Here is a 26,889-nt window from a genome sequence, read left to right on the forward strand (position 1 = left end):
TGTTAGGTCGCCTACCACGCGACATGGCAGATTGCAGCGACGATATTGTGACGGATTTTGTCGTGATTGGGCAGAGAGGCGGTAGATTGTTCTCGTCAGGCGCCTCGTGCCCGCCCCCGCCAGGAGGTGGCGGGGGCGAACGTCACGGCTCAGTCGTCCTTGAGCACGCCACGACGAATCTGGTCTTCCTCGATGGATTCGAACAAGGCCTTGAAGTTACCTTCGCCGAACCCATCGTTGCCCTTGCGCTGGATGATCTCGAAGAAGATCGGTCCGATCACGGTCTCGGTAAATATCTGCAGCAACACGCCCTGCTCGGGACCGCCATCCACCAGCAGATTCAGCTCACGCAGTTCCTCGAGGTTCTCCTCATGGTTGGGCACCCTGGCATCGACCTTTTCGTAGTAGGTGTCCGGGGTGGTCATGAAGGTGATGCCATTGGCCTTGAGCGCGCGCACCGTGGCATAGATGTCATCGGTGGCCATGGCCAGGTGCTGAATGCCCTCGCCATTGTACTCGCGCAGGAATTCGGCGATCTGGGAGGTATCGTCGGCGGACTCGTTGATCGGAATGTGCATCTTGCCGCAGGGCGCCGTCATCGCCCGGGAGTGCAGGCCGGTCTTCTTGCCTTCGATATCGAAGTAGCGGATCTCGCGAAAGTTGGCCAGGCGTGTATAGAAGTCGGCCCAGACATTCATCTGGCCTCGATCGACATTGTGGGTCAGGTGATCCAGGACCTGCAGGCCGGCGCTGTTGTCCTGCGGGCTCGTTCCCGGAATCGGCTCGAAATCGATGTCATAGATAGTGCGCCCCTCGCCGTCCACCTTGTGGTCGACGAAGTACAGCAGGGAGCCACCGATCCCCTCGACGGCGGGAATGCCCACCTCGCCAGGGCCAACCGGCGTTTCCACAGCCTTGGCGCCAGCCTCGACAGCGTGCTCGAAGGCCAGCTTGGCATCGGCGACACGCCAGGCCATGGCGCAGGCCGAAGGACCATGCTTGGCCGCGAATGCAGCGGCATGACTACCGGGCTCGGCGTTCAGCACGAAATTGATGTTCTCCTGCTGGAACAGGCTCACCGCCTTGGAGCGATGACGACGGGTTTCGGTGAAGCCAAGGGTCAGGAACAGGGCGCGCAGGGCCTCGATACCTTCCTCGGTGGGAGCGGTATACTCGACGAATTCGAAGCCATCGGTACCGATGGGATTGGTTTCGCTGATGGTCCGGGGCGTCTTGGCGGGAGCGTTCATGCATCCTCCGATGTCGGTTGTGGTTGTATCGGTCGCTGCTGTCTACCGGGCACTCGGCCCTGAGATGCCTCCAGCCTAGTGCTCCCCTCGTGACCCCGGAATGCCCGAATCACCGGCATCGATCGGTATCGACCGGCATCGACCGCTCCCTGGTGTAAAGACTGCGTGACAGCACCGTCTCCGCCCCGCTCAGCCCTCCCTCCGTGTAACGATATCCTTACACTGCGTCACATCAGGCTGACACCAATGACGCCATCATGCCTTGTCGCCGAGTCGCTCGACCACACTCGAGACCTTGTCGTCCATGTGCTGCACACGATCCGTTCGCGTGCTAATCTTCATCGTCGTGGTGATGCGCGGCGCCCCCATGTCATGGACGACCTCATGGCAACGCTTGACCGCGGCCATCACGTCGTCCCAAGGGCCCTCGACATTGGTGCCGTAAGCGTGCATGCGATGCTCGAGCCCCGCCTCGCGGATGACATCCTGGCAGGCCGCAACATGGGCGGACACCGAAACGCCGACCCCGATGGGCACCACACAGATATCGATGATCACATTCATCCGTACTCCTTCATGCAGAATGTCAAAAGGGTTGATTACCAAGAACAATTGGGCCTGGTCTACGCTCAGTATTTATAACAGGAGTCCTGAAGGACCCGCACCTGATCCAACATGCCACATCCCGGCCCGCTACACTCTCCCATTCGCGTCTGAAGGACCAGGAGGACTTCCATGACCAGCGAACCGCACCTTGGCCCCGTCGCCCTGCCCGACTCCCGGGCTCGCCACACCGTCGAGAAGCTGCTGGACGGCTCCGGCGTCACCCTGAACGGTAGTTCACCCCAGGACATTCAGGTCTACCACCCCGATTTCTTCTCGCGCGTCCTCCGCCAGGGCACCCTGGGCCTGGGAGAGGCATACATGGATGGCTGGTGGGAGTGCGAGCGCATCGACGAGATGGCACACCTGATGCTGCGCCACGGGCTGGGCGAGCATGCCAAGTCACGCTCGGAACGCTGGAAGTATCGCCTGCTGTCGGGCGTCATGAACCTGCAGAGCCGTGCCAGAGCCTATATCGTCGGCGAGGCGCACTATGACCTCGGCAACGACCTCTTCCAGCGCATGCTCGATGAAACCATGTGCTATTCCTGCGGCTACTGGAAAGACGCGAAAAACCTGCACGAGGCCCAGGTCGCCAAGCTCGACCTCGCCTGCCGCAAGCTGGACCTGCACCCCGGCATGCGCGTGCTGGACATCGGCTGCGGCTGGGGCAGCTTCGCCGAGCACGCTGCACGCCATTACGGCGTCGAAGTCACCGGCATCACCATCTCCCGCGAGCAGGCCGAACTGGCCCGGCAGCGTTGCCAGGGACTACCGGTCGAGATCCTCCTCGAGGACTACCGCGACCTGGAAGGGTCCTTCGACCGCATCGTTTCCATCGGCATGTTCGAACACGTCGGCCACCGCAACTACGCCACTTACTTCGATACGGTGCAACGCCTGCTGGCGAAAGATGGTCTCTTCGTTCTTCACACCATCGGCTCCAACAAGTCGGATATCAGCGCCGACCCCTGGATCAACCGCTACATCTTTCCCAACGGCGTCCTGCCGTCGATCAAGCACATCGCCGACGCCAGCGAGGGCAAGCTGTTGATGGAGGACTGGCAGAACTTCGGCGCCGACTACGACCGTACCCTGATGGCCTGGCTGGCCAACTTCGATGCCCACTGGCACGAGATCGCCGATCGCTACAACGAGCGGACCCGTCGAATGTTCCGCTATTACCTCTCGGTCTGTGCCGGCGCCTTCCGCGCTCGGGACCTGCAGCTCTGGCAAGTCGTCTATTCGCATCGTCGGGACGGTCGCTACGACGCGCCTCGCTGATCCCACCGTCTCATAACGACGGTCACAGGCGACGCCGCTGCCATAAACGGGTCGCCAGGTGGACGGGGAGATACAGCAGTAGTGGCCAGGCCAGCATCAGACCGATCAAGTAGACGACAGGGTCGAGCAGGCCTTGCGGCGTCCCGAACGGGCCATGCACCCAGTTGACGTTGCGCCAGGGCTCAGTCAGCAGGAAGGCGGCCGGTACCGCCACCCAGGTCAATGCGGTCTGCCAGACCAACGCCCTGGGAGCATACCCCAGGCGGGCGACGCCGGCACCGGCGACCAGCGGCAGAATCAAGTGGTAGAGCGACAGCAACCTTACTCCCAGGGGCGTATTGGCGTCGAACATGTATTCGGTGCCACCGATGGGATGCCATCCGGACACCCAGGCAACGCCTGCATCCAGTGCCCAGAGGCTGCCCACCAGGGCAGTGGCCAGCCACTGCATCGAGATGATCAGGCGACTCTCCGCCCAAAGGCCTATCAGCAGCAGGAAATTGGCCAGGTTGCACAGCCACAGATAATTCTGAATGCCGACCTTGAGGGCCACGGCCGGTGCCCAGAACAGGATCCATAGCGTGAACGCCACCTTCAACCACAAGGGCAGACGCCCGGAAAAACCGGCCTTCATGCCTCCTCTCCTCCACCGATGCCGTGTCGCTTGAGCTTGTTGGCAATGGTGGTGTGCGAGACGCCGAGGCGTTTCGCCAGTTGGCGGCTCGATGGATTCTGCGGATAGAGCGTAGCCAGCACCCGGCGCTCGACCTCGCCGAGGATATCGGCCAGCGAACCATCCAGATCGATGCCGGACAGGCCCGGAGCCTGGCCGACGTCGGGAAGACGCAACTGACCGGGCTCGATGGTCCCGCCCTCGCACAGCGAGACAGCCTGGAAAAGCACATTCTCCAGCTGACGCACATTGCCTGGCCAATGATAGGCACAGAGCCTGGCCACGGCGGCCGGCGACAGGGTCGGCAACGGGCAGCCGATCTGTCGCGCAGCACGATCGACGAAGTGTCCGGCCAACGCCTCGATGCCATCCAGGCAATCGCGCAGCGGCGGCACCGTCAGGGTGAGCACGTTGAGGCGATGATAGAGATCCTGACGAAACCGTCCCGCACTGCAGAGGCTGGGAAGATCCTGCTGGGTGGCGCAGATCACTCGCACATCCAGGTAGGTCTCCTCGTCGCTGCCGACCCGCCGGAAACCGCCATCCTGCAGGAAGCGTAGCAGCTTGACCTGCATGCGCGGGCTGGTCTCGCCCACCTCGTCAAGAAAGATGGTACCGCCGGCGGTCAGCTCCAGCAGGCCGAGCTTGCCCTCTGGGCGAGCCCCCTCGAAGGCCCCCGGTGCATAGCCGAACAGTTCGGTCTCGGCCATGGATTCCGGCAAGCCGGCACAGTTCAGCGCCATGAAGGGGGCTTGCCCCCGCGCACTGGCCAGATGGCAGGCCCGCGCCAGCAGTTCCTTGCCGGTGCCCGTCTCGCCCTGGATCAACAGCGGCGCATCCAGCGGTGCCATGCGCCGCGCCTCGCGGATCAAGGCTTCGAGCCGGGGGCTCGACTGGAACAGCGATTCGAACCCCCGCAGTTCCTGGCGCTGCACCTGATAGATGCGCTCGCCGATGCGATCAGCGCGATGCAGGGTCACCACGGCGCCGGCCAGCGAGGCCACGTCTTCCAGGTTCTCGCGATGCAGCGGCGCGATGTCGGCAAGATAGGTGGCCTCGTGCAAGCGGATACGCAGCCCGTTGACCCGGGCATTGTTGCGCCGAATCAGCGCCGGCAGGTCCAGATCGGGCAGATATCGGTCCAACGACAGCCCCGGCACTTCATCGACACGCACGCCGAGCAGCTGGCCGGCCGCGCGATTGGCGGCCACCAGATGGCCTTCCATATCGATGGACATCACGGGATCGGAAAGCGACGACAGCAGCGCGTCGAGCTCGAGATGGCGACGCTCGCTGGGCATCAGGCTGACGCGGCGCACCCCGAACACCCCTGGCACCTGCTCCAGTTCGGGTCTCAAGGTGGCCAGTTGGGCATTGAGCAGGTTGGGCACATGCAGGTAGATGGCATTGCCGTGCTCTCCGCCGACCTCACCATGGGCGACGTTGAGCCCATAATCAGCAAAGTGGGCAACGATATCGCGCAGGATACCGATCCGGTTCTGGCAATGAAATCTCAAGCGCATGGAGGTCTCTTCGATCGGAAAACGGGCGACGCGACATTACGTGTCAGGTCGACGTGACTCGAGTGTCAAGATAACGTGACACCTGCCCTGCCACAACGCGCCTCATCCCGCTTCACCTCGCCAGAGTGGCCGTGGGTGCCAACAACTGTAACGTTTCCCTTACGCTTCCGCTCTCGACGAACCACCCGTCGATGCGGCATGGCCCTGCCATCCCCGCACCGCAGCGCCTAGGCTCAAGGATATCCCTCAGGCACATAACAACCTCAATCCACCGCGGGAGATCCCATGAAGGCACGAGACGACCAGATCACCAGCAAGACCGGCTATCGGGTCCACATGCCGGATGACGACGGGCACATTGCCTGGTCGGCGCGCGAGAATGCCACCTGGCAGACTCTCATGGAGCGACAGCTCGCGCTGATCGAAGGACGCGTATGCCAGGAATATCTGGATGGCCTCGAACGTCTGGCGCTTCCGCTCGACCATGTGCCCCAGCTCGCTGATGTCGATCACGTTCTCAAGGCCGCCACCGGCTGGGAAACCGCCCAGGTACCGGCCCTGATCCCCTTCGACACCTTCTTCGAACTGCTGGCCGCCCGACGCTTCCCGGTCGCGACCTTCATCCGCGCCCCGGAAGAAATGGACTACCTCCAAGAACCGGACATCTTCCACGAGATCTTCGGCCACTGCCCGATGCTCACCAACCCGGCCTTCGCCGAATTCACCGCCACCTATGGCCGGCTGGGCCTGGAGGCGGCACCGAAGGAGCGGGTCTATCTGGCACGACTGTACTGGATGACCGTGGAATTCGGCCTGGTCGATACCGCCGCAGGACGGCGCATCTACGGCGGCGGCATCATCTCCTCGCCCAAGGAGACCCTGCATGCGCTGTCCGACACGCCGGTTCATGCTCCCTTCGACCCCATGGATGCCCTGCGCACTCCCTATCGCATCGATATTCTCCAGCCGCTCTACTATGTACTGGACAGCCTGGAAACCCTGCATGAACTATCGGAACGCGACATCATGGGCATGGTCCACGACGCCATGGCGCAGGGGCTCTTCGAGCCGCGCTTTCCGCCCAAGTCACTTTCCGCCTGACCCCACAGTCACCGAAGCCGTCGGTGCCGGAACGCGCCAGTGCCCTTGAGTCCACGCCCTGGCATCCCCAGACATTCCAGGAAGACCCAACGACGAGGAGTCATCATGAGCGAGCTTTCCGAACAGCAGTGCGAGGCGTGCAGTTGGGACGCCCCTCACGTCACCGAGAGCGAAATCGAGCAATACCGTCGCGACATCCCCGAGTGGCAGATCGTCGAGCGCGATGGCATCATGCAACTGGAGCGGATCTTCAAGTTCCGCAACTTTCGTCAGGCCCTGGCGTTTACCAACGAGGTTGGCGAAATCGCCGAGCAGGCGGGGCATCACCCGGCGCTGCTGACCGAATGGGGCAAGGTCACCGTGACCTGGTGGTCCCACGAGATGAAGGGCCTGCACAAGAACGATTTCATTCTTGCCGCCAGAACCGACGAGGTAGCGAAGTAAATGTTCGAGCAAATTGAGCGGGTCCCCGGGGATGCCATCCTCGGGCTCATCGAGGCCTTCAAGAAGGACACCAATCCCCAGAAGGTCGATCTCGGCGTCGGCGTCTATCGTGACGCTCAGGGCAACACCCCGGTGATGCGCGCGGTCAAGGATGCCGAGGCCCTGCTGCTCAAGAACGAGTCCACCAAGACCTACATCGGTTCCCACGGCGATCCACGCTACGGCCAGGCTGTACTGCCCCTGGTGCTCGGTGAAGGCTCGCCGGTGCTCGAGGCCGGTCGCGCCAGCGCCACCCAATCGCCCGGCGGTACCGGCGCCCTGCGCCTGGCGGCGGACTTCATCGCCACCCAGTTGCCCGGCAAGGACATCTGGGTCAGCGACCCGACCTGGCCGAACCACCTCGGCATCTTCCCGGCTGCGGGCCTCACCCTGAAGAAGTATCCCTACGTGGATGCCGAGAACCGGCTCGACTTCGACGGCATGCTCGCCGCCCTCAAGGAGATTCCCGAAGGTGACGTGGTGCTGCTTCACGCCTGCTGCCACAACCCGACCGGCTTCGATCTCTCCCGCGAACAGTGGGGACAGGTCCTGGAAGTGGTCAAGCAGCGCAATCTGCTGCCGCTGGTCGACTTCGCCTACCAGGGCTTCGGCGAAGGTCTCGACGAGGATGCCTATGGCCCGCGCCTGCTGGCCGAGAACCTCGATGAGGTGATCATCACCAGCTCCTGCTCGAAGAACTTCGGCATCTACTGCGAGCGGACCGGCTGCCTGATCATGGTCGCCAAGGACAATGAGCAGATGGAAAACGTGCGCTCGCAGGTCGCCATCGTGGCCCGCGAGAACTATTCCAACCCGCCGGCCCACGGCGGCGCCATCGTCGCCGAGATTCTTCATTCGGCCGAGCTCGCCGCCATCTGGCGCGAGGAACTCACCGAAATGCGCGACCGCATCAATACCCTGCGTCGCGACTTCGTCGAGGCCTTGAAGCCCTATGGCCTGGATCAGAAGTATGCCTGTGTCGCCGAGCAGCGCGGCATGTTCTCCTATACCGGCCTGACGCCGGAACAGGTGGATCGCCTGCGCGATGAGTTCGGCATCTACATGGTGCGTTCCGGCCGTGCCAACGTCGCCGGCTTCTCCCAGGAGAACCTGCCCTATCTCGCCAAGGCGATCGCCGCCGTCAACTGAGTTCGCCGAGGCCTCCCCAGGCCTCTGCCCGGCAGCATGGCCGGGCAGGCAACCGAAAGGCCCCGCCGGCATGTCCGACGGGGCCTTTTCGATGCCGGCTCATGACACCTTCATGCCGCGTAGCGCGATACGTCCAGGCCTGCGGGATCGATGGCGGTATCACGCCCGTCGATCAGGTCGGCCAGCAACTGGGCACTGCCGCAGCTCATGGTCCAACCCAGGGTACCGTGGCCGGTGTTCAGCCACAGGTTGTCATGTCGGGTTGCGCCGATGATCGGCGTGGAATCCGGCGTCATCGGACGAAGACCGGCCCAGAACTCCGCCCTGGCCACATCCCCCCCTTCTGGGAAGACATCGCGCACCACCATGCCGATGGTCGCACGACGCTTCTCCAGCAGGCTCAGGTCATAGGACGCCAGCTCCGCGGTGCCGCCGACGCGAATGCGGTCATCGAAGCGAGAAATCGCCACCTTGAAGGTCTCGTCCATCACCGTGGATTGCGGCGCGCCGCCGTCATCGACGACGGGCACGGTCAGGCTGTAGCCCTTGACGGGATAGATCGGCAGGCGAATATCGAGGTCCTTGACGAGAAAGGGCGAATAGCTGCCCAGACAGACCACATAGGCATCAGCGGTCCATTCGCCGGCGCTGGTCACCACACTTTCAATGCCGCTTCCGCCACGCTTGAGGCGCTGGACCTCGACATTGAAGCGGAAATCCACGCCGAGTTGCTCGCGGCAATAGTCGGCCAACCGATTGGTAAATAGGTGGCAATCCCCGGTCTGATCATCGGGCAGGTGCAGGCCGCCGACGAACTTCCCGGGCACCCGGGCCAACGCGGGTTCCACCGCCTTGATCGCTTCGGCATCGAGCAGATCGTGGCGCACGCCGCACTGGGCGAGCACCTGCATGTCCTTGGCCACTGCCTCGACCTGGCTCTCGTGGCGGAACAGTTGCAGCAGGCCCCGCTGACGATCCTCGTAGCGGATGCCCGTCTCCGCACGCAGGGCATCGATGCAGGCCCGGCTATGTTCGGCGATACGCACCATGCGCTCCTTGTTCACCGCATAGCGTTCGGCATTGCAGTTGCCGAACATCTGCAGCATGAAGCGCGCCATGGTCGGGTCCATTCTTGGCTGGATCTTGAGCGGCGCGTGTTCCTGGAACATCCACTTCACGGCCTTCTGCGGGATGCCAGGCGCCGCCCAGGGAGAGGAAAAACCGAAGGATACCTGGCCGGCATTGCCATAACTGGTCTCCATGGCCGGCGACGGTTGACGGTCCACCACCGTTACCTCATGGCCCTGGCGTGCCAGATAATAAGCGCTGGTGACGCCCACGACGCCACTTCCCAGAATCAATACCTTCATGCTTTCCCCTCTTGTGCTTGTGGTCGCTGCCAGCAGGCCATCGGCACCCGCCCGGCGCCTCGGGAAAGCAGTATAAGGACGATAAGATAGATGTTTATTCTGTTTTATGGATAATAATCAGATATAAAATTCAAATTATATTTCCAAATATTTTTAAAATCCTATAGAAAACAACAAAAACAGAACAAAACACTATGATGATACCGCCGCCATGCGACGTGGACTGGAAAGCACACGACGCAACAGTCCCCAGGCTGCCAGACCGGCCAGCAGATTCCCCAGGGCCGCGCCGGCCGCCAGCCCCGTCAGACCAGCCAGCCAGGTCCCAATCCACAGGCAAGGCAGATAGAAAACGAACAACCGCGCCGCGGACATCAACATGGCGCGCAGAGGCCAACCCAAGGCATTGCCGGCGGACACCACCAGCATGCAGACCCCCAGGGCCGCATAGCTCGGCAGCATGAAGCGTACCAGCATTGCCAGGTCTCCACGCACCTCGGGATTGCCCGACAACGCCTGCGCCACCCAGGGCGCGGCCACCGCCAGGATCAGCCCCAGTGCCAATTGCCAGACCACGACAACCCGCAGCGCCAGTCGCAGCAGACGATGTATCTGCGCCCAGTCCCCAGCGCCATAGCAGCGCCCCAGCCAGGGTGGCAGCGACATCGTCATGGCCAGCACCACCATCAAGGATACCGTTTCCAGGCGATTGGCCAGGCCCCAGGCTGCGACTTGGGCCTCTCCCAGGCTCGCTACCGCCGAAATGGCAAGCATCGCCGCCAGGGGAGGCATCAACTGGCTGATCATCGCGGGGCCGGCAATGCCCGCAAAGGGACGAAGCGAGAGACGCCATTCGTCCACGAGCCCTTGCCACGACAACCAGTCGAGGCCCGCCAGTCGCCAGCCCAGTATCATCAGTCCCAGGGCGAAGGCCAGCACCGTGGCAATGGCAGCACCGGGCAGCCCCAGGCCGGGCCAGGGGCCGGCACCGAAGATCAACAGGGGATCGAGCGCCAGGTTGACCAGGCTGGTCACGACCATCAACACGCCCGGCAGACGCGTGTTGCCATGGGCCCGGAACAGGCTGTAACCGAAATACAGGCAGGCCCCCAGCCAGGCGGACAGCAACTGGGGGGTCCAATAGGAGCGAATCAATCCCAGCGATTCGGGCGCTGCCCCCAGACGCAGGAAGATAGGCGCCTGTAGCCACCACAGCAACAGCACCAGCAGTGCGATCACGCCGGTACCGCTCAGCAGTACCAGACTGCCCAGGCGTTTTGCCCGGGCCTGCTCGCCCGCGCCCAGGGCTCGCGATATCAAGGCGGCAATGGCGATGCCCATTCCCACTTGAACGCCGATGATCAGAAAGCTCAGCGGAAAGGTGAAGGACTGCGCCGCCAGCGGTGCCGTTCCCAGCCGCGCAATGAAGGCACTGTCGACCAGTTGAAAGCCGAGCAGAGACAACACGCCAATGGCCATCGGCCAGGTCTGGCGCCACAGCGTCACGCCCAGCGACGGCGCAGGGGTCGTATCGGTATGACTCACGATGACTCCGGATAGTGCACGATAAGCCCCCATTCTACGCCATCTCGCAGACCAGCGCGGGGCTTACCTCGACCACCCCGCCGTACCGCCCAGCAATACCTGGATATCGGGCGCCGGCATGGGGCGATAGAAGAAATATCCCTGGGCCAGATCGCAGCGCATCTCGCGTATCAGGGAGAGCTGCTCCGCACTCTCGACGCCTTCGGCCACGACCTCAAGCCCCAGGCGATGGCCGATGAAGATGGCGGCTTCCATGATGGCGCGGTCCTCGGGCTGCTTGGGCGCATCGCGCATGAAGGCGCGATCGACCTTGAGGGCCGTGACGGGAAAGTGCTTGAGATAGCTCAGCGAAGAATAGCCGGTCCCGAAATCGTCAATGGCAATGCGCACCCCGCGATGATACAGGCGCCTCAGGTCTTCCAGCACCAGGGGAGCGGCTTCGATGAGCACATTCTCGGTCAACTCGATTCCGATATCCTGCGGCGTCAGGCCATATCGTTCCAGGCATGCCTCGAAGCGCGCCAAGGTGTCGGGCCGCAGCATCTGGCGCCCCGAGAGGTTGATATCGACTCGCGAGGTCGAAAACCCTGCTCTGCGCCATGCGGCCTGTTGTCGACACACTTCCTCCATCACCCAATCGCCGAGCCGATGGATCAACCCCGACCGCTCGGCCAGCGAGATGAACTCTCCCGGCGGGACAAAGGAGGAAGAATCGCGTGGCTGCCAGCGCAGCAAGGCTTCGAGATTCTCGATACGACCGCTGACCACGGAAACCTGGGGCTGGTAATGCAGGCTCAGTTCCCGATGCTCGATGGCCAGCTCAAGCTGTTCGACCATCCGCTGCTCGCGGACCAGCTCATCATGGTGATGCTGCTGGAAGAATTGCAGCCCGCCCGGTCCATCCAGCTTGGCGCGATTCTTGGCGACGTCGGCATTGCGGATCAACTCCCGGGCACTCAGGCCATTATCGGGAAACAGACTGACTCCCATCGCTGCGGTGATCCGACGCTCCCCCTCCTCCATCACGAAGGGTCGGCGCAGCGTCTGCTGCACCTTGCCGACCAGGCGGCTGATATCCTCTTGCTGATCCACCCCGGGAAAGGCCATCACGAACTCATCACTTGCCGCACGGGACATCAGATCGGCCAATCGCTGTTCCTGTCCCAGCCGCCGGGCCAGCTCGACCAGCAGACGATCGCCCTGTTCATAGCCCATGGCATCATTGATCTCGGAGAAACGGTCGACATCGAGATAGATCACCGTCAGGCCGGCTTGTCGCTGAAGGCAGTTTTCCAGCACCTCTTCCAGCTCGGTTTCGAAAGCATGCCGATTGGGCAGATGGGTCAAGGCATCGAAATGCGTGACGAAGGCCAGGTCGCGACGTGCGCGCTTCTGATCGGACAGATCGACATCGATACAGAACATCAGCGGAGACTCGGTATGCTCACCAAGCATCACATGGTGGGAGAACACTGGTACCCGTTCCCCGCTATGATGCCTGAGTTCGAGCTCTTCGGCCGGAATCTCCTTCCCTTCCTGGATCCAGGCACGATGCGCCTCGATCATGTCCTCGCGCATCTCGTCGGGAATGATCAGGTCCTCGAGTCGCCTGCCGCTTGCCTCTTCGGCCGTGTAGCCATAAAGCGTCGTGCTGGCCTCGTTCCAGTAGATGACGCGACGATCCCGGTCATAACCCTGCACCGCAACCTTGGGGAGACTCTCGAGCAGCGCCCGGAAGCGCTGTTCGCTCTCCTGGTACTGACGCCTGACCCGCTCCACGTCGTCCGTCGGCGTCGGGCAAGTATAGTTCGGTGGCTTCCCACGACGTCTCACTCCGATGCGACGCAACCACTGTCGTAGACGCGAAGCGCGACCGACCATGTCCACCCTCATTGTTGTAGGAAGTAGCCGACAAGGGTATGAGATTTCTCATACGTCATCCATGACCAAGCATGATGAAAACTGTCATTGATGCCGCACGAGTTCAAGCGCCACGAATACGATCGTTCCGCTCCTGACGGCATGCCTCATTGATTTCGGTGCCATCCCATGGCTTCGAGACTTTGACATTGAGTTACATCTCTCCTCCTTTCCTTACTGTTGCCCGGTGTTCTCCGGCAACGATCCGAAAAGTCACACTCTCAGGAAAGGAGTCATTCCATGAAACTCGACACACTCAAGTATGGATTTGATAGCACCACCATGCCGTCGGACTCCCTCGGCGACTACTGGTCGCCCGAGGTCACGGCGCAACTGGCGGAGCAGGACTGGGCGATGACCAGCCTGCGGGACCGCCTCGATCTGCCCGCCTGGCAATCCTTCACGGCGGATCTGCCGAGAGACCCTTACGTCAATCAACGCTGGAAGCGCATGTCGTGGCTGGCCCTGGACGGGAATGGTGAGGTTCAGGACATGGGGCACTGCCCCATGGCACAGGGAGGCGCCTTCAATGATGCCGAAAGCATGGCCGACCGGCTGCGCTACTATGCCCCCTTGACGGAGACCTTCCTGCAGCGCCCCGATGTCAAGGCCTTCGTGCGCGCCTGGGCGCGGCTCTGGAATCTTCAGGCCAACGAGCCGATCCTGATGCAGATCACGGGCGTCAGGGGCAAGGGGCAGGTCGACCCTCTCCAGGGCCAGGGCATCCATGCCGACGGATGCCAGGCCTTGAGCATCATGGTGGTCAGCCGCCACAACGTGACCGGTGCCGACAATCACCTCTATGCCGACAAGGCCGGTACCCGGCCGGTGGCCGACGCGACACTCGATCCGGGCGACATTCTGCACCTGCGTGACGACCGGCTCTACCACAGCGTGGATGCCATCACGCAGCAGAATGCCGAGGAGCCCTTCGAGCGCTTCATCATCATCATCAACAGCCGGTTCGTGGATCCTTTCCAGAACCGGGTCCTGCGGCGTCATTTCCCGGACGCCGTGCTCAATGAAGCCTCATAAGCTCGTGTTCCGGAGGCGGTGACTGCCGCCTGAAACGCGACACCCCCGGCCTGTGCCGGGGGTGTCGCGTTCTTCATCGCTGTCTTGATCGCCTTGCAGCGTCCTGCACCGGCATCATTCGAGCAACGTCACTGGCGAATTCCCTCGAAGGTCACATAAAGCTCGAGCTCATGCATCGGCTCGGGGAAGCTCGACATGTCGATGCCGTAATCGGCAAGCGTCAGGGTAGTAGTGCCCTCGAAACCGGCACGATAGTTGCCCCAGGGATCTTCGCCCTCGCCGAGCAGCGTGACCGGCATCTCGATCTCGTTGGTTTCCCCATGCAGTGTCAGGTCGCCGGTCAGCACACCCTCGTTCTCGCCGGTGGGCTCGAAGCCGGTGGAGGTGAAGGTGGCCGTGGGGTACTCCCCAGCGTCGAGGAAGTCCTCGCTCTTGATGTGCTTGTCACGCTCGGCGTGATTGGTGGTCAAGCTGGTCACGTCCACCTCGACGTTCGCCGAGGAAGCATCGGGATTCTCGGGATCATAGCTGAAGCCCCCTGAGAACTCCTCGAAGGAACCGAGGATGTAGGAAAAGCCCAGATGGCTGATCTTGAATTGCACGAAGGCATGCTGGCCCTCGGTATCGATGGTGTAGTCGGCAGCTTGAGCTTGGGCGAAAGGCACCAGCGTGGCGGTGGCCAGGGCGGCGCTCAGCACAGTCTTCTTGAACATCATGTCCTCTCCTTGTGGTTGGATGATGCAATGCGTCCACCACCCTCGGTCAGTGGCGGCGCGTGTAGCGCGGCAGCAACATGCGCACGAGAACATCGTGACGATCGATCAGATGATGCTTGAAGGCTGCCAGGGCATGGCCAGCCGCCAGCACGATCAACGCCCAGGCCGCATACCAGTGGATCGTCCCCGCCAGCGTCGCCTGATCGGGCAACCCGCTGACCAGTGCCGGCACCCGGAACCAGCCGAAGACATCGATCCCGTCGCCCTCGGCGGTGGAGATCAGATAACCACTCACCAGCACGAGCAGCATGAGGCAATAGAGCAGAATGTGCCCGACATGGGCGGCGAAACGCTCCAGCCGATGTCCCCGAGCAACCGGCGTGGGCTGCAGCAGGCGCCAGACCAGCCGGCCCAGGGTCGCGAACAGCAGCAGCATGCCCACGCTGCGGTGCCACCAGGGCGCCAGGTTATACCAGCTATCGTAATAGCCCAGCCCGGTCATCCACCAGCCCAGCACGAAGAGGCCGACGATGACCAGCGCGCTGAGCCAGTGCAACAGGATACTGACGAGCCCCCAACCAAAACGCGTGTTACCCCACATGCGCGATCTTCCCGAAACGTCATGACATGGGCGTCACTATACGTTGAGCCGATCATCCGGTCCGCTGAAAATAGCCGAACGCTTCATTCGGAAAAACCATTCGACGTGCAGGCACCTGCCAAGGCATCCAGACCACGCGCCAGGTCAACACGAATGTCCTCGAGGTCCTCGAGGCCGACAGCCACGCGGATCAATCCCTCGCTGATGCCGGCCGATGCCTTCTGTGCTTCCGACAGGCGTCCATGGGTCGTGGTGCCGGGATGGGTGATGGTGCTCTTGGCATCGCCGAGGTTGCCGGTGATCGACAACAATCGGGTGGCATCGATCACCGACCAGGCGCCTTCGCGCCCGCCTCGTACCTCGAAACCGAGCACGGCACCGAACGCCCCTTGCTGACGCGCCGCCAGCTCATGCTGCGCATGGGAAGTCAACCCACTGTAATGGACCCGCTCCACCGCCGGATGCGCCTCCAGCCATTCGGCCAGCGCCTGGGCATTGGCGCAATGCGCCCGCATGCGCAAGCTGAGCGTCTCGAGTCCCTTGGTGAAGATCCAGGCGTTGAAGGGGCTGAGACACGGACCACAGGTACGCACCACGCCGAAGACCTCCTCGAGGAGCTTGTCGGGGCCGACGACGGCACCGCCGACCGCCCTGCCCTGTCCATCGAGATACTTGGTCGCGGAGTGAATCACCAGATCCGCGCCCAGTGCCAACGGACGCTGCAGTGCCGGCGTCAGAAAGCAGTTGTCGATGGCGAGCCAGGCGTCATGCCGGTGGGCAATCTCGGCCAAGGCGCCGATATCGACCACTTCGGACAGCGGGTTGGAAGGCGTCTCAGCGAACAGCAGTTTGGTCGCCGGCGTCAGCGCCGCTTCCCAGTCTTCGAGATTCGACAGCTCGACATACCGGGTCGTGATGCCCAGCTTGCCCAGATACTTGTCGAACAGGCTGACCGTGGAGCCGAACAGGGAACGGGAGGCGACGATCTCGTCGCCGGCGGACAGCAGCGCCAGCGCCGTGGAGAGAATCGCCGACATGCCCGAAGCCGTGGCCACGCAGCGCTCTCCGCCCTCCAGCGCGGCCAGGCGACGCTCGAAAGTATGCACCGTGGGATTGGTGAAGCGGGAGTAGATATTGCCCGGCTCCTCGCCACCGAACTTGCGTGCCGCCTCCGCCGCACTGCCGTAGACGAAGCTGGACGTCGGAAAGATGGGCTCGCTGTGTTCCTGCTCGGCAGTCCGCCGGTGACCGGCACGCACTGCCAGGGTGGACAGCCCCCAGTCCTCGCCGACCTGGTCGTCATCGTGCATGGCACCCCCTCAGTCGATGTCGTCTTCCTGATTATGCATGCCGACCAGCGCATGGTCGCCGGCACTCGACAGCTTGGCTTCGTCGTTGCGCATCGCCTCCAGCTCGGCCAGGTAGGCTTCGTCGATGTCGCCGGTGATGTAGCGCCCATCGAACACCGAACAGTCGAATTCGTCCAGAGCCGGGTTCACTTCGCGACACGCTGCCTTCAGGTCATCCAGATCCTGATAGACCATCCGGTCCGCGCCGATCAGCTCACCGACCTCGACTTCGCTACGGCCATGGGCGATCAATTCGCTGGCCGCCGGCATGTCGATGCCATAGACATTGGGATAGCGAACCGGCGGCGCCGCCGAGGCGAAATAGACCTTGCGGGCACCGGCCTCCCGGGCCATCTGGATGATCTGGCGACAGGTCGTGCCCCGTACAATGGAATCATCCACCAGCAGCACGTTCTTGCCCTTGAACTCGATATCGATGGCATTGAGCTTCTGACGCACCGACTTCTTGCGCTGGGTCTGCCCCGGCATGATGAAGGTTCGGCCGATGTAGCGATTCTTCATGAAGCCTTCGCGGAAGGTCACGCCAAGGTGCTGGGCCAGTTCCAGGGCCGAGGTCCGCGACGTATCGGGAATCGGGATGACCACGTCGATGTCGTGATCCGGCCATTCGCTCTTGATGCGATCCCCCAGCTTGCGCCCCATCTGCATGCGCGTGCCATAGACGTAAGCCCCATCGAGCAGGGTGTCGGGGCGCGCCAGGTAGACATGCTCGAAGATGCACGGCGCCAGGCGCGGGTGATCCGCGCAGCTCTGGGTATGGATGTTGCCGTCCATGTCGACGAACATCGCCTCGCCGGGCGCCAGATCGCGATGCAGTTCGAAGCCGCCGACATCCAGCGCCACCGACTCGGAAGCGATCATCACTTCCTGGCCTTCCCCCTCGTCGCGCGTTCCGAAGACCACCGGACGAATACCGTTGGGATCCCGGAAGGCCACCATGCCGACGCCATTGATGATCGACACGGCCGCATAGCCGCCACGACACCGGCGATGCACGCGTCGCACGGCATCGAAGATGTCGCCCGGGGCCAGGTGAAGCCCCTGCTTGCCCAGCTCATGGGCGAAGACATTGAGCAGCACCTCGGAATCGGAACTGGTATTGATGTGACGCAGGTCGGAGGAGAACAGCTCCTGCTTTAGCTGGTCGGAATTCGTCAGGTTGCCATTGTGGGCCAGGGTGATGCCGAAGGGAGAGTTGACATAGAACGGCTGGGACTCCGCCTCGCTGGAGGAGCCGGCGGTGGGATAACGCACATGGCCGATCCCCAGGTTCCCCTTGAGACGCGCCATGTGACGGGTATGGAAGACATCCCGGACCAGACCGTTGCTCTTGCGCAGCAGGAAGCGACCCTCATTCCAGGTCATCATGCCGGCGGCATCCTGGCCGCGGTGCTGCAGCACCGTCAGGGCATCATAGATCCCCTGGTTCACCGCCTGCTTGGCCATCAGGCCCACGATCCCGCACATTACTGCTTACCTCGCTTGCCGTAAGGAAGGGATGGCAACGCACCATCCCGATATTCACACTATTCTGGATCCGGCTCCGCGCTTCCCTGCACCTGCCGCGATGTCGTTGGCTCGTCCGGCGTGGACAACGCCTCCAGGGACGATGCCGAAGCGGGCAGACGGTCTTCCCAGGCCAGTAGCTGGCCTACCGACCAATCCCGCAGTCGCTCCAGCTCGGGTCGTAGCTCAGCCTGCTGCCAGGCCTGCAACTGTGACAACGGCGTCAGGCCGATCAGGATGGTCGCCAGCACCAGCACCGCCGCTCCCTTGGCCAAGCCGAAGGCGGCACCGGCGAGACGATTGAACAGGCCCATGCCGACCCACTCCACCGCCGCATGCATCAGGCGAATGATCAGTCCGCAGGCCAGAATGACCACGAAGACCACCAGCACGAACGCCAGCACCAGGCGGCCATCAGGGCTTTCGATCATGCCCGAGAACACATCGGCCACCGGTGCGGACAGCCAACGCGCCGCCAGCAGAGCGACGATCCATGAGGCAAGCCCCAGAGCCTCGCGGATCAGCCCTCTGAACAACCCCGTCAGAGTGGTCACGGCCAGCACGCCAATGCACAGCCAGTCGAGCCAGGTCAGCGCCATCCCGTTCACTCGGTCCTCACCAGCAGGCCTTGCAGATTGAGCCCGGCCTTGAGCTTGCCCATCACGTTTTCGGCCACTTCCGAACTGGCATAGGGGCCGACGTAAACCGTGGTCAGGTCATTGTCGCGCGCACGGTGATAGGCGGGATAGCCCTGTTCTTCCAGGCGTGCCTGCAGGCGCTCGGCATTGCCGGACTGCCCGAAGCTGCCAACCTGAATCGCCCAGTCACCGCCCGGCGTCGCCTCCGCCTGGCGCTCATCGGCGGCTCGAGCGAGCTCGGCGATGGGATCCTCTTGCTGGCCGGCCGCCGCACGCTCGTCGTCGGCAGCGGCTTCATCGTCGCTTGTCGTCTGGCGGTTCGATGCCACCTCATCAGCGTCCGCCGCCTCGGTCTCCTCGCTCGCCACCGGCGCCTGACTCGCGGTGTCGCCGTCAGTCACCACGCGTTCCACGGGCGCCTGATCCACCTCGGTCGCGGTCTCCGCGGAGGCGCTTTCGTCGAGGCTCTCCGGCGGCGCCGGCTCCTCGAGGTCGCGACGCTCGACCTCGATCGGTTGCTCGATGGTCAGCACGGGTTCGGGACGGTCCTCGCGCGGTGCCGGATCGTCGAACAGCAGGGGGACGAAGATCACCGCCAGGGCAATGAGAATCAAGGCACCACTGATCCGCTCGCGCATACCGTATTTCATGTCATTCCCTCGCTCGGCCTGTCATCCGTTTCAGTCTGCGCCCGTGCCGCCCAGGCCGCCAGCACGCCTCCAACGGTGAAGAAGGAGCCACAGACCAGCACACGATCCTGCGGCGCGAGATGCGCCTCCAGCCAGGCCGCCCCCTGGGCCGGCGAGACGTCGCAGTGCACGACCTCCTGGTCAAGCGCCTCGAGACGTATCGCCAGCTCGTCGGCACTGCGTGCCCGCTCCCCCTCCAGGGTCACCGGCACCCAGGCATCGATCGACGGCGCCAGCGCTTCGATCACCCCATCAGCATCCTTGTCGCCCAGCATGCCGAGCAGCGCGAAGGTTCGTCCCGCAACGGGGCGCTCGGCGAGTCGGCCGGCCACATAAGCCGCCGCTTGAGGATTATGCCCCACATCCAGGCACCAGGCTCCGCGCCACTGCATCCGACCAGGCAGCACGACGCTTCCCAGGGCCTGCCGGCTGGCAGTCTCGTCAAGCTCGACACCAGCCAGCTGCAAGGCCATCAGGGCGGTGGCGGCATTATCCAGCGGCAGTCCCGGATCGGGCAGCCCCCGCAGCGCTTGTCCGATGTCGCACCACCAGCGCCACGACGCCGCCTCCCGCTCGACCCCGTAGGCCGTGCCCAGGGCATGCACCGATGCCGACAACGCCTCGGCGGTAGAGCGCACACTGGCCGGCAGATCGGAAGAGCCCAGCACGGCGGGCCGCCCGGCACGCATGATGCCTGCCTTCTCACGGCCGATGCCTTCGAGATCGTCACCAAGAAAAGCCGCGTGGTCACGGGCGATGGTGGTCACCACCGCCACATCGGCATCGAGAACATTGACCGCATCGAGGCGTCCGCCTAGCCCTACCTCGAGGATCGCCACCTCCGGGGAGAAAGCGCGGATGGCGTGCAGCGCTCCCAGCGTGCCGACTTCGAAGTAGGTCAGGCTGATCGGCTCGCCATCGAGGCGTGCGGCTTCCACCGCCTCGAAGCCGGCGATCAGGGTCGCATCATCGGCTTCGTGGCCGTCCAGGCACAATCGCTCGTTGTAGCGCAGTAGATGAGGAGAGGTATAGGTGGCCGCGGACAGGCCATGGTGTCGGGCCAGCGCATCGAGCATGGCCACGGTGGAGCCCTTGCCATTGGTGCCGGCCACGGTGATCACGCGTCCGGCCACCGGGCCGTCGAGCAACCCCATGCGACGAGCGACCTCGGCCACCCGCTCGAGGCCGAGGTCGATACCCACCGGATGAGCTGCCTCCAGTCGACTCAGCCAGGCATCGAGCGGGGAAGGAGAAGCGTCTCGCATGTCTGCGAACTCAACGATTGTCGTCGCGGCGTGGCGGCTCGTCGGCTTCCTCGCTATCCGTCCCGGCTCGCTCGTCGCTCGGCGCCTCGGGTTCGGTCGTCGCCGGCTCCTCAGGCGATGGCTCGGCTTGCTGCGCCGCATCGACGAGATCCGGCTCGCCGGACCCGGTCACCGCTGGCCCGTTGGCCGGTTGATGGGTCAGCTTGCGCAAGACGCCGCCAAGCCGCTCGCGGATCTCCTGGCGATGGACGATCATGTCCACGGCACCATGCTCGAGCAGAAACTCGCTGCGCTGGAAGCCCTCGGGCAACTGCTCGCGAACCGTCTGCTCGATGACCCGGGGGCCGGCAAAGCCGATCAGCGCATTGGGTTCGGCGACATTGAGATCGCCGAGCATGGCCAATGACGCCGATACGCCGCCGAACACCGGATCGGTCAGCACCGAAATGTAAGGCACGCCGGCCTGCTTGAGTTTCTCCAGGGCAGCAGAGGTCTTGGCCATCTGCATCAGCGAGAACAGCGCCTCCTGCATGCGCGCCCCGCCCGAAGCGGAGAAGCACACCAGCGGAATGCCTTCATCCAGGGCCTGGGTTGCGGCACGCACGAACTTCTCGCCCACCACGGCCCCCATCGAGCCACCCATGAAGGTGAACTCGAAGGCCACGGCCACCACCGGCAGCCCTTCCAGGGTCCCCCGCATGGCCACCAGGCCATCTTTCTCGCCGGTGGCCTTCTGGGCCGCACTGAGGCGATCCTTGTACTTCTTGGAGTCACGGAACTTGAGACGGTCGACGGGTTCGAGGTCGGCGGCGATTTCCTCGCGCCCCTCCTTGTCGAGGAACCAGTCCAGCCGCTTGCGTGCCGTCAGTCGCAGATGATGATCACACTTGGGGCAGACGTTGTGGTGCTTTTCGAGTTCCGGCAGATAAAGCACCGACTCGCACTTCGGGCACTTTCGCCACAGGCCGTCGGGGACGCTCGTACGCCGCTCCTTGCGCTGAATGCGCCCCACCGAGGGCACGATCTTGTCTAGCCAGCTCATGTCAGAATCGCTTCCCTTTGTGCTGTCGCCCCCGCATGGCGGGGGCCAAGTCGAATCAGTTGGCAGGCCAGGCTGCCGCTAGGCGTCCAGTGCCTGGCGCATCTCACCCAGGACCGCCTCCAGGGCGGCGGGAATCGCCTCGGGTCGTTCGGCGTTTTCGGCGATGCGGCTGACCAGGGCACTGCCGACGATCACCCCGTCGGCCACACGTCCGACGGCGGCGGCCGAAGCCCCGTCACGAATGCCGAAGCCCACACACAGGGGCAGGTCGGTCATCTCGCGAAGCGGCGCCAGGTGGGCCGCGATGTCATCGGCATCGGCAGCGGCCCCGCCGGTCACGCCCTTGAGCGAAACATAGTAGAGATACCCTTCGCCATGGGCGCATATTGTAGCGGCCCGGGCGCGGGAAGTGGTAGGGGCCACCAGAAAGATCGAGGACAGGCCCCGCGACTCGAGCACCGGCCCCAGCAGATCCGCCTCTTCCGGCGGCATGTCGACGAGCAGCACGCCATCGACACCGGCCTCGCTGGCCTGGTCGGCGAACGCCTCGAAGCCGAACCGCTCCACGGGATTGAGATAGCCCATCAGCACCACCGGCGTCTCGGCGTCGTCACGGCGAAATTCCCTGACCATCTCGAACAGGTGCCCCAGGCGCACGCCATGGCGCAAGGCGCGCTCGCAGGCCTTCTGGATCACCGGGCCATCGGCCATCGGGTCGGAAAACGGCACCCCCAACTCGATGATATCGGCACCGGCACGCACCAGGGCATGCATGAAGTCCACCGTATGCGCCGGCGCGGGGTCACCCGCGGTGATGTAGGGAATCAGCGCGCGGCGGCCCTGTGCCTTGAGATCGGCAAAACGTTGATCGATACGGTTCATCAGACTGCCTCAGAATTCGATGCCGTCGAGCTTGGCGACGGTCATGATGTCCTTGTCGCCACGTCCGGAGAGATTGACCACGATATGCTGGTCGGGTCGCATGGTCGGCGCCAGCCGCTTGGCATGGGCCAGGGCGTGGGCCGATTCCAGGGCCGGCATGATGCCTTCCACATGAGTCAACTCGCGGAAGGCCTCGAGCACCTCCGCGTCATCGGCCGCGACATACTCGACCCGCCCCACATCCTTCCAGAAGGCGTGCTCCGGCCCGACACCGGGATAATCCAGGCCCGCCGAGACCGAGTGAGTGTCGGACACCTGCCCGCCTTCGTCGGACATCAAGTAGGTGCGATTGCCATGCAGGACCCCGCGCGGCGCGCCGGACGCCAGCGGCGCCGCGTGACGGCCGGTCGCCAGCCCATCGCCTCCGGCTTCCACGCCGATCATGGCAACGTCGTCATCCTCGGCAAAGGGATAGAAGAGCCCCATGGCATTGGAACCTCCCCCGACGCAGGCGATCAAGGCATCGGGCAGGCGACCGAACTCTTCCAGGGACTGACGACGCGCCTCGCGGCCGACCACGGCGTTGAAATCGCGCACCAGCATCGGATAGGGATGCGGCCCCGCCACGGTGCCGATGATGTAGAAGGTATCATCGACGTTGGTCACCCAGTCGCGCAGCGCCTCATTCATCGCGTCCTTGAGGGTGCGGGTGCCGGACTCCACCGGAATGACCTCGGCCCCCAGCAGGCGCATGCGATAGACGTTGAGCTTCTGGCGCTCGACATCCTCGGCGCCCATGTAGATCTCGCACGCCAATCCCAGGCGTGCGGCCACGGTGGCCGTGGCCACGCCATGCTGTCCCGCGCCGGTCTCGGCAATGACCCTGGGCTTGCCGCTCTTCTTGGCGAGCAGCGCCTGGCCGATGGTGTTGTTCACCTTGTGGGCGCCGGTGTGGTTGAGGTCCTCGCGCTTGAGCCAGATCTGCGCCCCACCGAGCTGCTTCGACCATCGCTCGGCATGATAGAGCGGTGACGGGCGCCCCACGTAGTGGGCCAGGTCATAGTCGAATTCCGCCTGGAAATCCGGGTCCTCGCGAAGACGTCGATACGTCTTCTCCAGATCCTCCAGGGCGAAGCTCAGGGTCTCCGAAACGAACCGGCCACCATAGGGGCCGAAGTGGCCACGGTCGTCCGGCAGTCGGGTCAGGTCACTGAACTTGCTCACGAAAGACACCTCACAGGATCGGTGTAGGGTTGTAGGTGAAGCGCGAAAGGCGATCAGGCGTCGGCGCGTCGCACCGCGTCCAGAAAGGCCGTCATGGCATCGACGTCCTTGCATCCGGGCGCAGTCTCGATACCGCCGGAAACATCCACCGCGAAGGGCGCCACCGTCGCGATGGCCTCGGCCACATTGGCCGGCGTGAGGCCTCCGGCGAGGATAACAGGTTTTGCCAGGGTTGCGGGGATTCGCGACCAATCGAAGGTCTCGCCGGTTCCACCGGGCATCCCGGGACGATAGGCGTCCAGCAGCAAGGCCCTGGCACCGGCATGGTCCCGGGCGGCGGTCTCCAGATCCAGGCCATCTCGCATGCGCAGCGCCTTGATCCAGGGCCGACCGAAGGATGCGCAACACGCCGATGACTCGTCACCATGGAACTGCAGAAGATCGAGATGCTCGGCCGCCCTTTCCACCAAGGCAGTGTCGGGATCGACGAACAACCCCACCCGGGTGACGAAGGCCGGCACCCGGGCGGCAAGCGACGCCAGCCGCTCGAGATCGATGGCTCGCCGGCTGCCGGGCCAGAGCACGAATCCCAGGGCATCGGCTCCCAGGGCCACGGCAGCATCCACATCCTCGGCCCGAGTCAGCCCACAGAATTTCACACGGGTCCGCCGCTTGGGCGTGGCATGATCAAGCATCATCGCTCTCCTCGGCATGTTCTGCCTCCGCCACGGGGCGGCCTCGCCGGAATTCGATCATGGGGCAGTCCGGCAAGGGGCGCTCGCCGGACCACTCCCCCAGGAAAGCCAGCAGATTCGGCCCGAGGGGCTCCCGGGGCAGCGCCCAGCCGGGATCATAGAGAGAGTCGACGAAATGCAGGCCACAGGCCGGCGCCGTCACGTCACCCCGGGTCCGATCCCTGAGCGCCAGCAGCCGAGCCAGATAGTCGGTGCCCTGTTCGCCCCGCCCCACGGTCACCAGGGCGCCGACGATGTTACGGATCATGTGGTGAAGAAAGGCATTGCCCTGTACGTCCACCACCACCAGGGGGCCGTGACGATGAACCTCGATGAAATGCAGATGCCGCCAGGGCGTCTTCGACTGGCAGCCGGCCGCGCGAAAGCTCGAAAAGTCGTGCTCGCCCACCAGGACCTGGGCCGCCTCGTGCATCGCCTCGGCGTCCAGCGGGTCGCGGCACCAGGTCACATTGGCCCGCTCCAGAACGGGGCGACTGGGCTGGTTGAGCAGCACATAGCGGTAACGCCGCGCCAGCGCCTTGAAGCGGGCATGGAAGTCATCCCCCACCGGCTTGATCCAGCGTACGGCAATATCACGCGGCAAGTTGGCATTGGTGCCGAACACCCAGGCTTTCTGGGAGCGAGCAGCCGGCGGATCGAAATGCACGATCTGGCGGGTCGCGTGGACGCCGGAGTCGGTACGTCCGCTGGCATGTACCCGCACCGCGGCACCGGCCACCCGCGACAGCGCCGCCTCGAGCGAAGCCTGCACCGAGGCGGCGTGCTTGAGACGCTGCCAGCCACAATACTGGCTGCCGTCATACTCCACGGCCATGGCCAGGCGGCCGGTCAAGGGATGGTGCTCGTCGAGGCGTTGAAAGAGACTCATGGCGCTGTCGGGTCGGTGGTTGGCAAAATCCGCCGGCAGTGTGCCGACAGTGGCATGGACGATGCCGGGGCATTATCCCCGCCGAGCGGGAGGAACGCCACCCACGCCGGGGAATGGGCAACAAAAACACACAAGGGCGCCCCTTCCGGGACGCCCCTTCCGTGGCCTCGCAATGACGATGTCCGCCTTCGGGCGCCACCGTCCAGGACCTTACTGTTCGCGCAGGATCTTGAGCATCCGCTTGAGCGGCTCCGCCGCCCCCCACAGCAACTGGTCGCCGACGCTGAAGGCGGAAAGGTATTCACCGCCCATGGCCAGCTTGCGCAGGCGCCCCACCGGCACGGTCAGGGTGCCGGTAGCAGCGGCCGGTGTCAGGCCGTCGTTGGTGGCATCCTTGTCGTTGGGAATCAGCTTGACCCAGTCGTTGTGGGTCGCGATGCGCTCCTCGATCTCGTCGAGCGGCACATCCTGCTTGAGCTTGATGGTAAAGGCCTGGCTGTGGGAGCGCATGGCACCGATGCGTACGCAGAGCCCATCGATGGGCACCGGATTGTCCTGCCGACCGAGAATCTTGTTGGTCTCCACCGAGCCCTTCCACTCTTCGCGACTCTGGCCGTTGTCGAGCTTGGAGTCGATCCAGGGCAGCAGGCTACCGGCCAGCGGCGCACCGAAGTTGTCGACCGGGAAGTCGCCGCCGCGCATGGCCGCGGTGACCTTGCGGTCGATGTCGAGGATGGCGCTGCCGGGGTCGGCCAGCTCCGTGGAAACGCTGTCGCGCAGCGCTCCCATCTGGTTGAGCAGCTCGCGCATGTGCTTGGCGCCGGAGCCGGAAGCCGCCTGATAGGTCATGGAGGTCATCCACTCGACCATATCGGCCTCGAACAGGCCACCCAGGCCCATCATCATCAGGCTGACGGTGCAGTTGCCGCCGACGAAGGTCCTGGCCCCACGGGCCAGTTGCTCGTCGATGACCTTGCGGTTGACCGGGTCCAGCACGATGGTGGCCTCGTCGGCCATGCGCAAGGTGCTGGCGGCATCGATCCAGTAGCCTTTCCAGCCGCCGCCGCGCAGATCATCAAAGACCTTCTTGGTGTAGTCGCCGCCCTGGCAGGTGACGATCACGTCAAGGACCTTCAGCGCTTCCAGGTCGAAGGCATCCTTCAGCGGAGGCACGTCCACGCCGACGTCGGGGCCAGGCTGACCGACCTGGGAGGTGGTGAAGAAGACCGGCTCGATGCCATTGAAGTCTCCATCTTCCACCATGCGTTGCATGAGCACGGAGCCCACCATGCCACGCCATCCGACAAAACCGACTTTCAACATGTGAAGTCCTCCAGAAAAAGTGAACCTGTTAGTATACAGCAAGCTGCGCCGAGCATCGACGCGGCATCCGGACA

Annotated in this window: 25 protein-coding genes; 5 read left to right on the top strand and 20 right to left on the bottom strand. The window is 63.8% G+C overall.

Features of this window, described 5'->3' with window-relative positions; translation table 11 throughout:
• Positions 1-149: 149 nt before the first annotated feature.
• Together hppD and A9O65_RS04990 are read right to left on the bottom strand one after the other, a co-directional pair.
• Positions 150-1,250, bottom strand: coding sequence for a 4-hydroxyphenylpyruvate dioxygenase (gene hppD, locus A9O65_RS04985; RefSeq protein ID WP_064700378.1), 1,101 nt, complete (start codon positions 1,248-1,250; stop codon positions 150-152).
• A 255-nt stretch (positions 1,251-1,505) separates the two neighbouring features.
• A complete protein-coding gene (locus A9O65_RS04990) occupies positions 1,506-1,814 on the bottom strand; it encodes an MTH1187 family thiamine-binding protein (protein WP_064700379.1) in 309 nt (102 codons plus the stop codon).
• 171 nt (positions 1,815-1,985) lie between these two features.
• On the opposite strand from A9O65_RS04990, the gene cfa reads away from it, so the two are divergent.
• Entirely contained in the window at positions 1,986-3,137 is a 1,152-nt protein-coding gene (gene cfa, locus A9O65_RS04995; protein ID WP_064701523.1) for a cyclopropane fatty acyl phospholipid synthase, read from the top strand.
• Positions 3,138-3,159: 22 nt separating this feature from the next.
• On the opposite strand, the gene A9O65_RS05000 is transcribed toward cfa, so the two are convergent.
• Together A9O65_RS05000 and A9O65_RS05005 are read right to left on the bottom strand one after the other, a co-directional pair.
• Positions 3,160-3,771 (bottom strand): hypothetical protein, encoded by a 612-nt coding sequence (locus A9O65_RS05000; protein WP_064700381.1) that lies wholly within the window; start codon positions 3,769-3,771, stop codon positions 3,160-3,162.
• Positions 3,768-5,333: a sigma-54-dependent transcriptional regulator gene (locus A9O65_RS05005; protein WP_064700382.1), complete on the bottom strand. Its 1,566-nt coding sequence runs from the start codon at positions 5,331-5,333 to the stop codon at positions 3,768-3,770. The genes A9O65_RS05000 and A9O65_RS05005 overlap by 4 nt, the downstream gene beginning before the upstream one ends.
• Before the next feature lie 285 nt (positions 5,334-5,618).
• Here A9O65_RS05005 and phhA point away from each other — a divergent pair, with 285 nt between their 5' ends.
• The 3 genes from phhA (at position 5,619) to A9O65_RS05020 (ending at position 8,066) form a co-directional block, all read left to right on the top strand.
• Positions 5,619-6,434, top strand: coding sequence for a phenylalanine 4-monooxygenase (gene phhA, locus A9O65_RS05010; protein WP_073292155.1), 816 nt, complete (start codon positions 5,619-5,621; stop codon positions 6,432-6,434).
• A gap of 105 nt (positions 6,435-6,539) precedes the next feature.
• A complete protein-coding gene (locus tag A9O65_RS05015) occupies positions 6,540-6,878 on the top strand; it encodes a 4a-hydroxytetrahydrobiopterin dehydratase (RefSeq protein ID WP_064700383.1) in 339 nt (112 codons plus the stop codon).
• Positions 6,879-8,066, top strand: a complete 1,188-nt coding sequence (locus A9O65_RS05020) for an amino acid aminotransferase (protein WP_064700384.1) — start codon at positions 6,879-6,881, stop codon at positions 8,064-8,066. It abuts the gene before it with no gap.
• A 110-nt stretch (positions 8,067-8,176) separates the two neighbouring features.
• Here the strand turns inward: A9O65_RS05020 and A9O65_RS05025 are convergent, their stop codons facing one another.
• The 3 genes from A9O65_RS05025 to A9O65_RS05035 all read right to left on the bottom strand — a co-directional run bounded on the left by A9O65_RS05025 (position 8,177) and on the right by A9O65_RS05035 (position 12,862).
• A complete protein-coding gene (locus A9O65_RS05025; protein ID WP_064701524.1) occupies positions 8,177-9,436 on the bottom strand; it encodes a D-amino acid dehydrogenase in 1,260 nt (419 codons plus the stop codon).
• A gap of 192 nt (positions 9,437-9,628) precedes the next feature.
• A complete protein-coding gene (locus tag A9O65_RS05030; protein WP_064700510.1) occupies positions 9,629-10,915 on the bottom strand; it encodes an MATE family efflux transporter in 1,287 nt (428 codons plus the stop codon).
• A gap of 129 nt (positions 10,916-11,044) precedes the next feature.
• Complete coding sequence (locus A9O65_RS05035) at positions 11,045-12,862, bottom strand: putative bifunctional diguanylate cyclase/phosphodiesterase (RefSeq protein WP_064700386.1); 1,818 nt, start codon at positions 12,860-12,862, stop codon at positions 11,045-11,047.
• Between the two features lie 279 nt (positions 12,863-13,141).
• Here A9O65_RS05035 and A9O65_RS05040 point away from each other — a divergent pair, with 279 nt between their 5' ends.
• Positions 13,142-13,936, top strand: coding sequence for a 2OG-Fe dioxygenase family protein (locus tag A9O65_RS05040; protein ID WP_064701525.1), 795 nt, complete (start codon positions 13,142-13,144; stop codon positions 13,934-13,936).
• A 128-nt stretch (positions 13,937-14,064) separates the two neighbouring features.
• On the opposite strand, the gene A9O65_RS05045 is transcribed toward A9O65_RS05040, so the two are convergent.
• From A9O65_RS05045 to asd, 13 genes are all read right to left on the bottom strand, one after another.
• Complete coding sequence (locus A9O65_RS05045) at positions 14,065-14,649, bottom strand: YceI family protein (RefSeq protein ID WP_064700511.1); 585 nt, start codon at positions 14,647-14,649, stop codon at positions 14,065-14,067.
• A 49-nt stretch (positions 14,650-14,698) separates the two neighbouring features.
• On the bottom strand, positions 14,699-15,253 hold the full coding sequence (locus tag A9O65_RS05050; RefSeq protein ID WP_064701526.1) for a cytochrome b: 555 nt from the start codon (positions 15,251-15,253) through the stop codon (positions 14,699-14,701).
• Positions 15,254-15,336: 83 nt separating this feature from the next.
• Positions 15,337-16,563, bottom strand: a complete 1,227-nt coding sequence (locus A9O65_RS05055; RefSeq protein ID WP_064700389.1) for an O-succinylhomoserine sulfhydrylase — start codon at positions 16,561-16,563, stop codon at positions 15,337-15,339.
• Between the two features lie 9 nt (positions 16,564-16,572).
• Entirely contained in the window at positions 16,573-18,090 is a 1,518-nt protein-coding gene (purF, locus tag A9O65_RS05060) for an amidophosphoribosyltransferase (protein WP_064701527.1), read from the bottom strand.
• Positions 18,091-18,149: 59 nt separating this feature from the next.
• Positions 18,150-18,728 (bottom strand): CvpA family protein, encoded by a 579-nt coding sequence (locus A9O65_RS05065; RefSeq protein WP_064701528.1) that lies wholly within the window; start codon positions 18,726-18,728, stop codon positions 18,150-18,152.
• A 5-nt stretch (positions 18,729-18,733) separates the two neighbouring features.
• The gene (locus A9O65_RS05070) at positions 18,734-19,417 is read right to left on the bottom strand and encodes an SPOR domain-containing protein (protein WP_064700392.1); all 684 of its coding nucleotides are present in this window, start codon (positions 19,415-19,417) and stop codon (positions 18,734-18,736) included.
• Positions 19,414-20,721 (bottom strand): bifunctional tetrahydrofolate synthase/dihydrofolate synthase, encoded by a 1,308-nt coding sequence (gene folC, locus A9O65_RS05075; RefSeq protein WP_064701529.1) that lies wholly within the window; start codon positions 20,719-20,721, stop codon positions 19,414-19,416. Before folC ends, A9O65_RS05070 begins: the two co-directional genes overlap by 4 nt.
• A gap of 10 nt (positions 20,722-20,731) precedes the next feature.
• Positions 20,732-21,763, bottom strand: a complete 1,032-nt coding sequence (gene accD, locus A9O65_RS05080) for an acetyl-CoA carboxylase, carboxyltransferase subunit beta (protein ID WP_064700394.1) — start codon at positions 21,761-21,763, stop codon at positions 20,732-20,734.
• Between the two features lie 78 nt (positions 21,764-21,841).
• The gene (trpA, locus tag A9O65_RS05085) at positions 21,842-22,645 is read right to left on the bottom strand and encodes a tryptophan synthase subunit alpha (protein WP_064700395.1); all 804 of its coding nucleotides are present in this window, start codon (positions 22,643-22,645) and stop codon (positions 21,842-21,844) included.
• A 9-nt stretch (positions 22,646-22,654) separates the two neighbouring features.
• Complete coding sequence (gene trpB / locus A9O65_RS05090; RefSeq protein WP_064700396.1) at positions 22,655-23,869, bottom strand: tryptophan synthase subunit beta; 1,215 nt, start codon at positions 23,867-23,869, stop codon at positions 22,655-22,657.
• Positions 23,870-23,922: 53 nt separating this feature from the next.
• Positions 23,923-24,564, bottom strand: a complete 642-nt coding sequence (locus A9O65_RS05095) for a phosphoribosylanthranilate isomerase (RefSeq protein ID WP_064700397.1) — start codon at positions 24,562-24,564, stop codon at positions 23,923-23,925.
• The gene (gene truA, locus A9O65_RS05100; protein ID WP_064701530.1) at positions 24,557-25,492 is read right to left on the bottom strand and encodes a tRNA pseudouridine(38-40) synthase TruA; all 936 of its coding nucleotides are present in this window, start codon (positions 25,490-25,492) and stop codon (positions 24,557-24,559) included. The genes A9O65_RS05095 and truA overlap by 8 nt, the downstream gene beginning before the upstream one ends.
• 210 nt (positions 25,493-25,702) lie before the next feature.
• The gene (asd, locus tag A9O65_RS05105) at positions 25,703-26,815 is read right to left on the bottom strand and encodes an aspartate-semialdehyde dehydrogenase (RefSeq protein ID WP_064700399.1); all 1,113 of its coding nucleotides are present in this window, start codon (positions 26,813-26,815) and stop codon (positions 25,703-25,705) included.
• Between the last annotated feature and the right edge of the window lie 74 nt (positions 26,816-26,889).

The organism is Halomonas caseinilytica (genome assembly GCF_001662305.1).
Taxonomy (GTDB): Bacteria; Pseudomonadota; Gammaproteobacteria; order Pseudomonadales; family Halomonadaceae; genus Halomonas; species Halomonas caseinilytica.

What these genes read in the sequence shown, in the direction of transcription:
- hppD (WP_064700378.1), bottom strand. Translation starts at nt 1,250, where the DNA reads ATGAACGCTCCCGCCAAGACGCCCCGGACCATCAGCGAAACCAATCCC.
- A9O65_RS04990 (WP_064700379.1), bottom strand. Translation starts at nt 1,814, where the DNA reads ATGAATGTGATCATCGATATCTGTGTGGTGCCCATCGGGGTCGGCGTT.
- cfa (WP_064701523.1), top strand. Translation starts at nt 1,986, where the DNA reads ATGACCAGCGAACCGCACCTTGGCCCCGTCGCCCTGCCCGACTCCCGG.
- A9O65_RS05000 (WP_064700381.1), bottom strand. Translation starts at nt 3,771, where the DNA reads ATGAAGGCCGGTTTTTCCGGGCGTCTGCCCTTGTGGTTGAAGGTGGCG.
- A9O65_RS05005 (WP_064700382.1), bottom strand. Translation starts at nt 5,333, where the DNA reads ATGCGCTTGAGATTTCATTGCCAGAACCGGATCGGTATCCTGCGCGAT.
- phhA (WP_073292155.1), top strand. Translation starts at nt 5,619, where the DNA reads ATGAAGGCACGAGACGACCAGATCACCAGCAAGACCGGCTATCGGGTC.
- A9O65_RS05015 (WP_064700383.1), top strand. Translation starts at nt 6,540, where the DNA reads ATGAGCGAGCTTTCCGAACAGCAGTGCGAGGCGTGCAGTTGGGACGCC.
- A9O65_RS05020 (WP_064700384.1), top strand. Translation starts at nt 6,879, where the DNA reads ATGTTCGAGCAAATTGAGCGGGTCCCCGGGGATGCCATCCTCGGGCTC.
- A9O65_RS05025 (WP_064701524.1), bottom strand. Translation starts at nt 9,436, where the DNA reads ATGAAGGTATTGATTCTGGGAAGTGGCGTCGTGGGCGTCACCAGCGCT.
- A9O65_RS05030 (WP_064700510.1), bottom strand. Translation starts at nt 10,915, where the DNA reads ATGGCCATTGGCGTGTTGTCTCTGCTCGGCTTTCAACTGGTCGACAGT.
- A9O65_RS05035 (WP_064700386.1), bottom strand. Translation starts at nt 12,862, where the DNA reads ATGGTCGGTCGCGCTTCGCGTCTACGACAGTGGTTGCGTCGCATCGGA.
- A9O65_RS05040 (WP_064701525.1), top strand. Translation starts at nt 13,142, where the DNA reads ATGAAACTCGACACACTCAAGTATGGATTTGATAGCACCACCATGCCG.
- A9O65_RS05045 (WP_064700511.1), bottom strand. Translation starts at nt 14,649, where the DNA reads ATGTTCAAGAAGACTGTGCTGAGCGCCGCCCTGGCCACCGCCACGCTG.
- A9O65_RS05050 (WP_064701526.1), bottom strand. Translation starts at nt 15,253, where the DNA reads ATGTGGGGTAACACGCGTTTTGGTTGGGGGCTCGTCAGTATCCTGTTG.
- A9O65_RS05055 (WP_064700389.1), bottom strand. Translation starts at nt 16,563, where the DNA reads ATGCACGATGACGACCAGGTCGGCGAGGACTGGGGGCTGTCCACCCTG.
- purF (WP_064701527.1), bottom strand. Translation starts at nt 18,090, where the DNA reads ATGTGCGGGATCGTGGGCCTGATGGCCAAGCAGGCGGTGAACCAGGGG.
- A9O65_RS05065 (WP_064701528.1), bottom strand. Translation starts at nt 18,728, where the DNA reads ATGGCGCTGACCTGGCTCGACTGGCTGTGCATTGGCGTGCTGGCCGTG.
- A9O65_RS05070 (WP_064700392.1), bottom strand. Translation starts at nt 19,417, where the DNA reads ATGAAATACGGTATGCGCGAGCGGATCAGTGGTGCCTTGATTCTCATT.
- folC (WP_064701529.1), bottom strand. Translation starts at nt 20,721, where the DNA reads ATGCGAGACGCTTCTCCTTCCCCGCTCGATGCCTGGCTGAGTCGACTG.
- accD (WP_064700394.1), bottom strand. Translation starts at nt 21,763, where the DNA reads ATGAGCTGGCTAGACAAGATCGTGCCCTCGGTGGGGCGCATTCAGCGC.
- trpA (WP_064700395.1), bottom strand. Translation starts at nt 22,645, where the DNA reads ATGAACCGTATCGATCAACGTTTTGCCGATCTCAAGGCACAGGGCCGC.
- A9O65_RS05095 (WP_064700397.1), bottom strand. Translation starts at nt 24,564, where the DNA reads ATGCTTGATCATGCCACGCCCAAGCGGCGGACCCGTGTGAAATTCTGT.
- truA (WP_064701530.1), bottom strand. Translation starts at nt 25,492, where the DNA reads ATGAGTCTCTTTCAACGCCTCGACGAGCACCATCCCTTGACCGGCCGC.
- asd (WP_064700399.1), bottom strand. Translation starts at nt 26,815, where the DNA reads ATGTTGAAAGTCGGTTTTGTCGGATGGCGTGGCATGGTGGGCTCCGTG.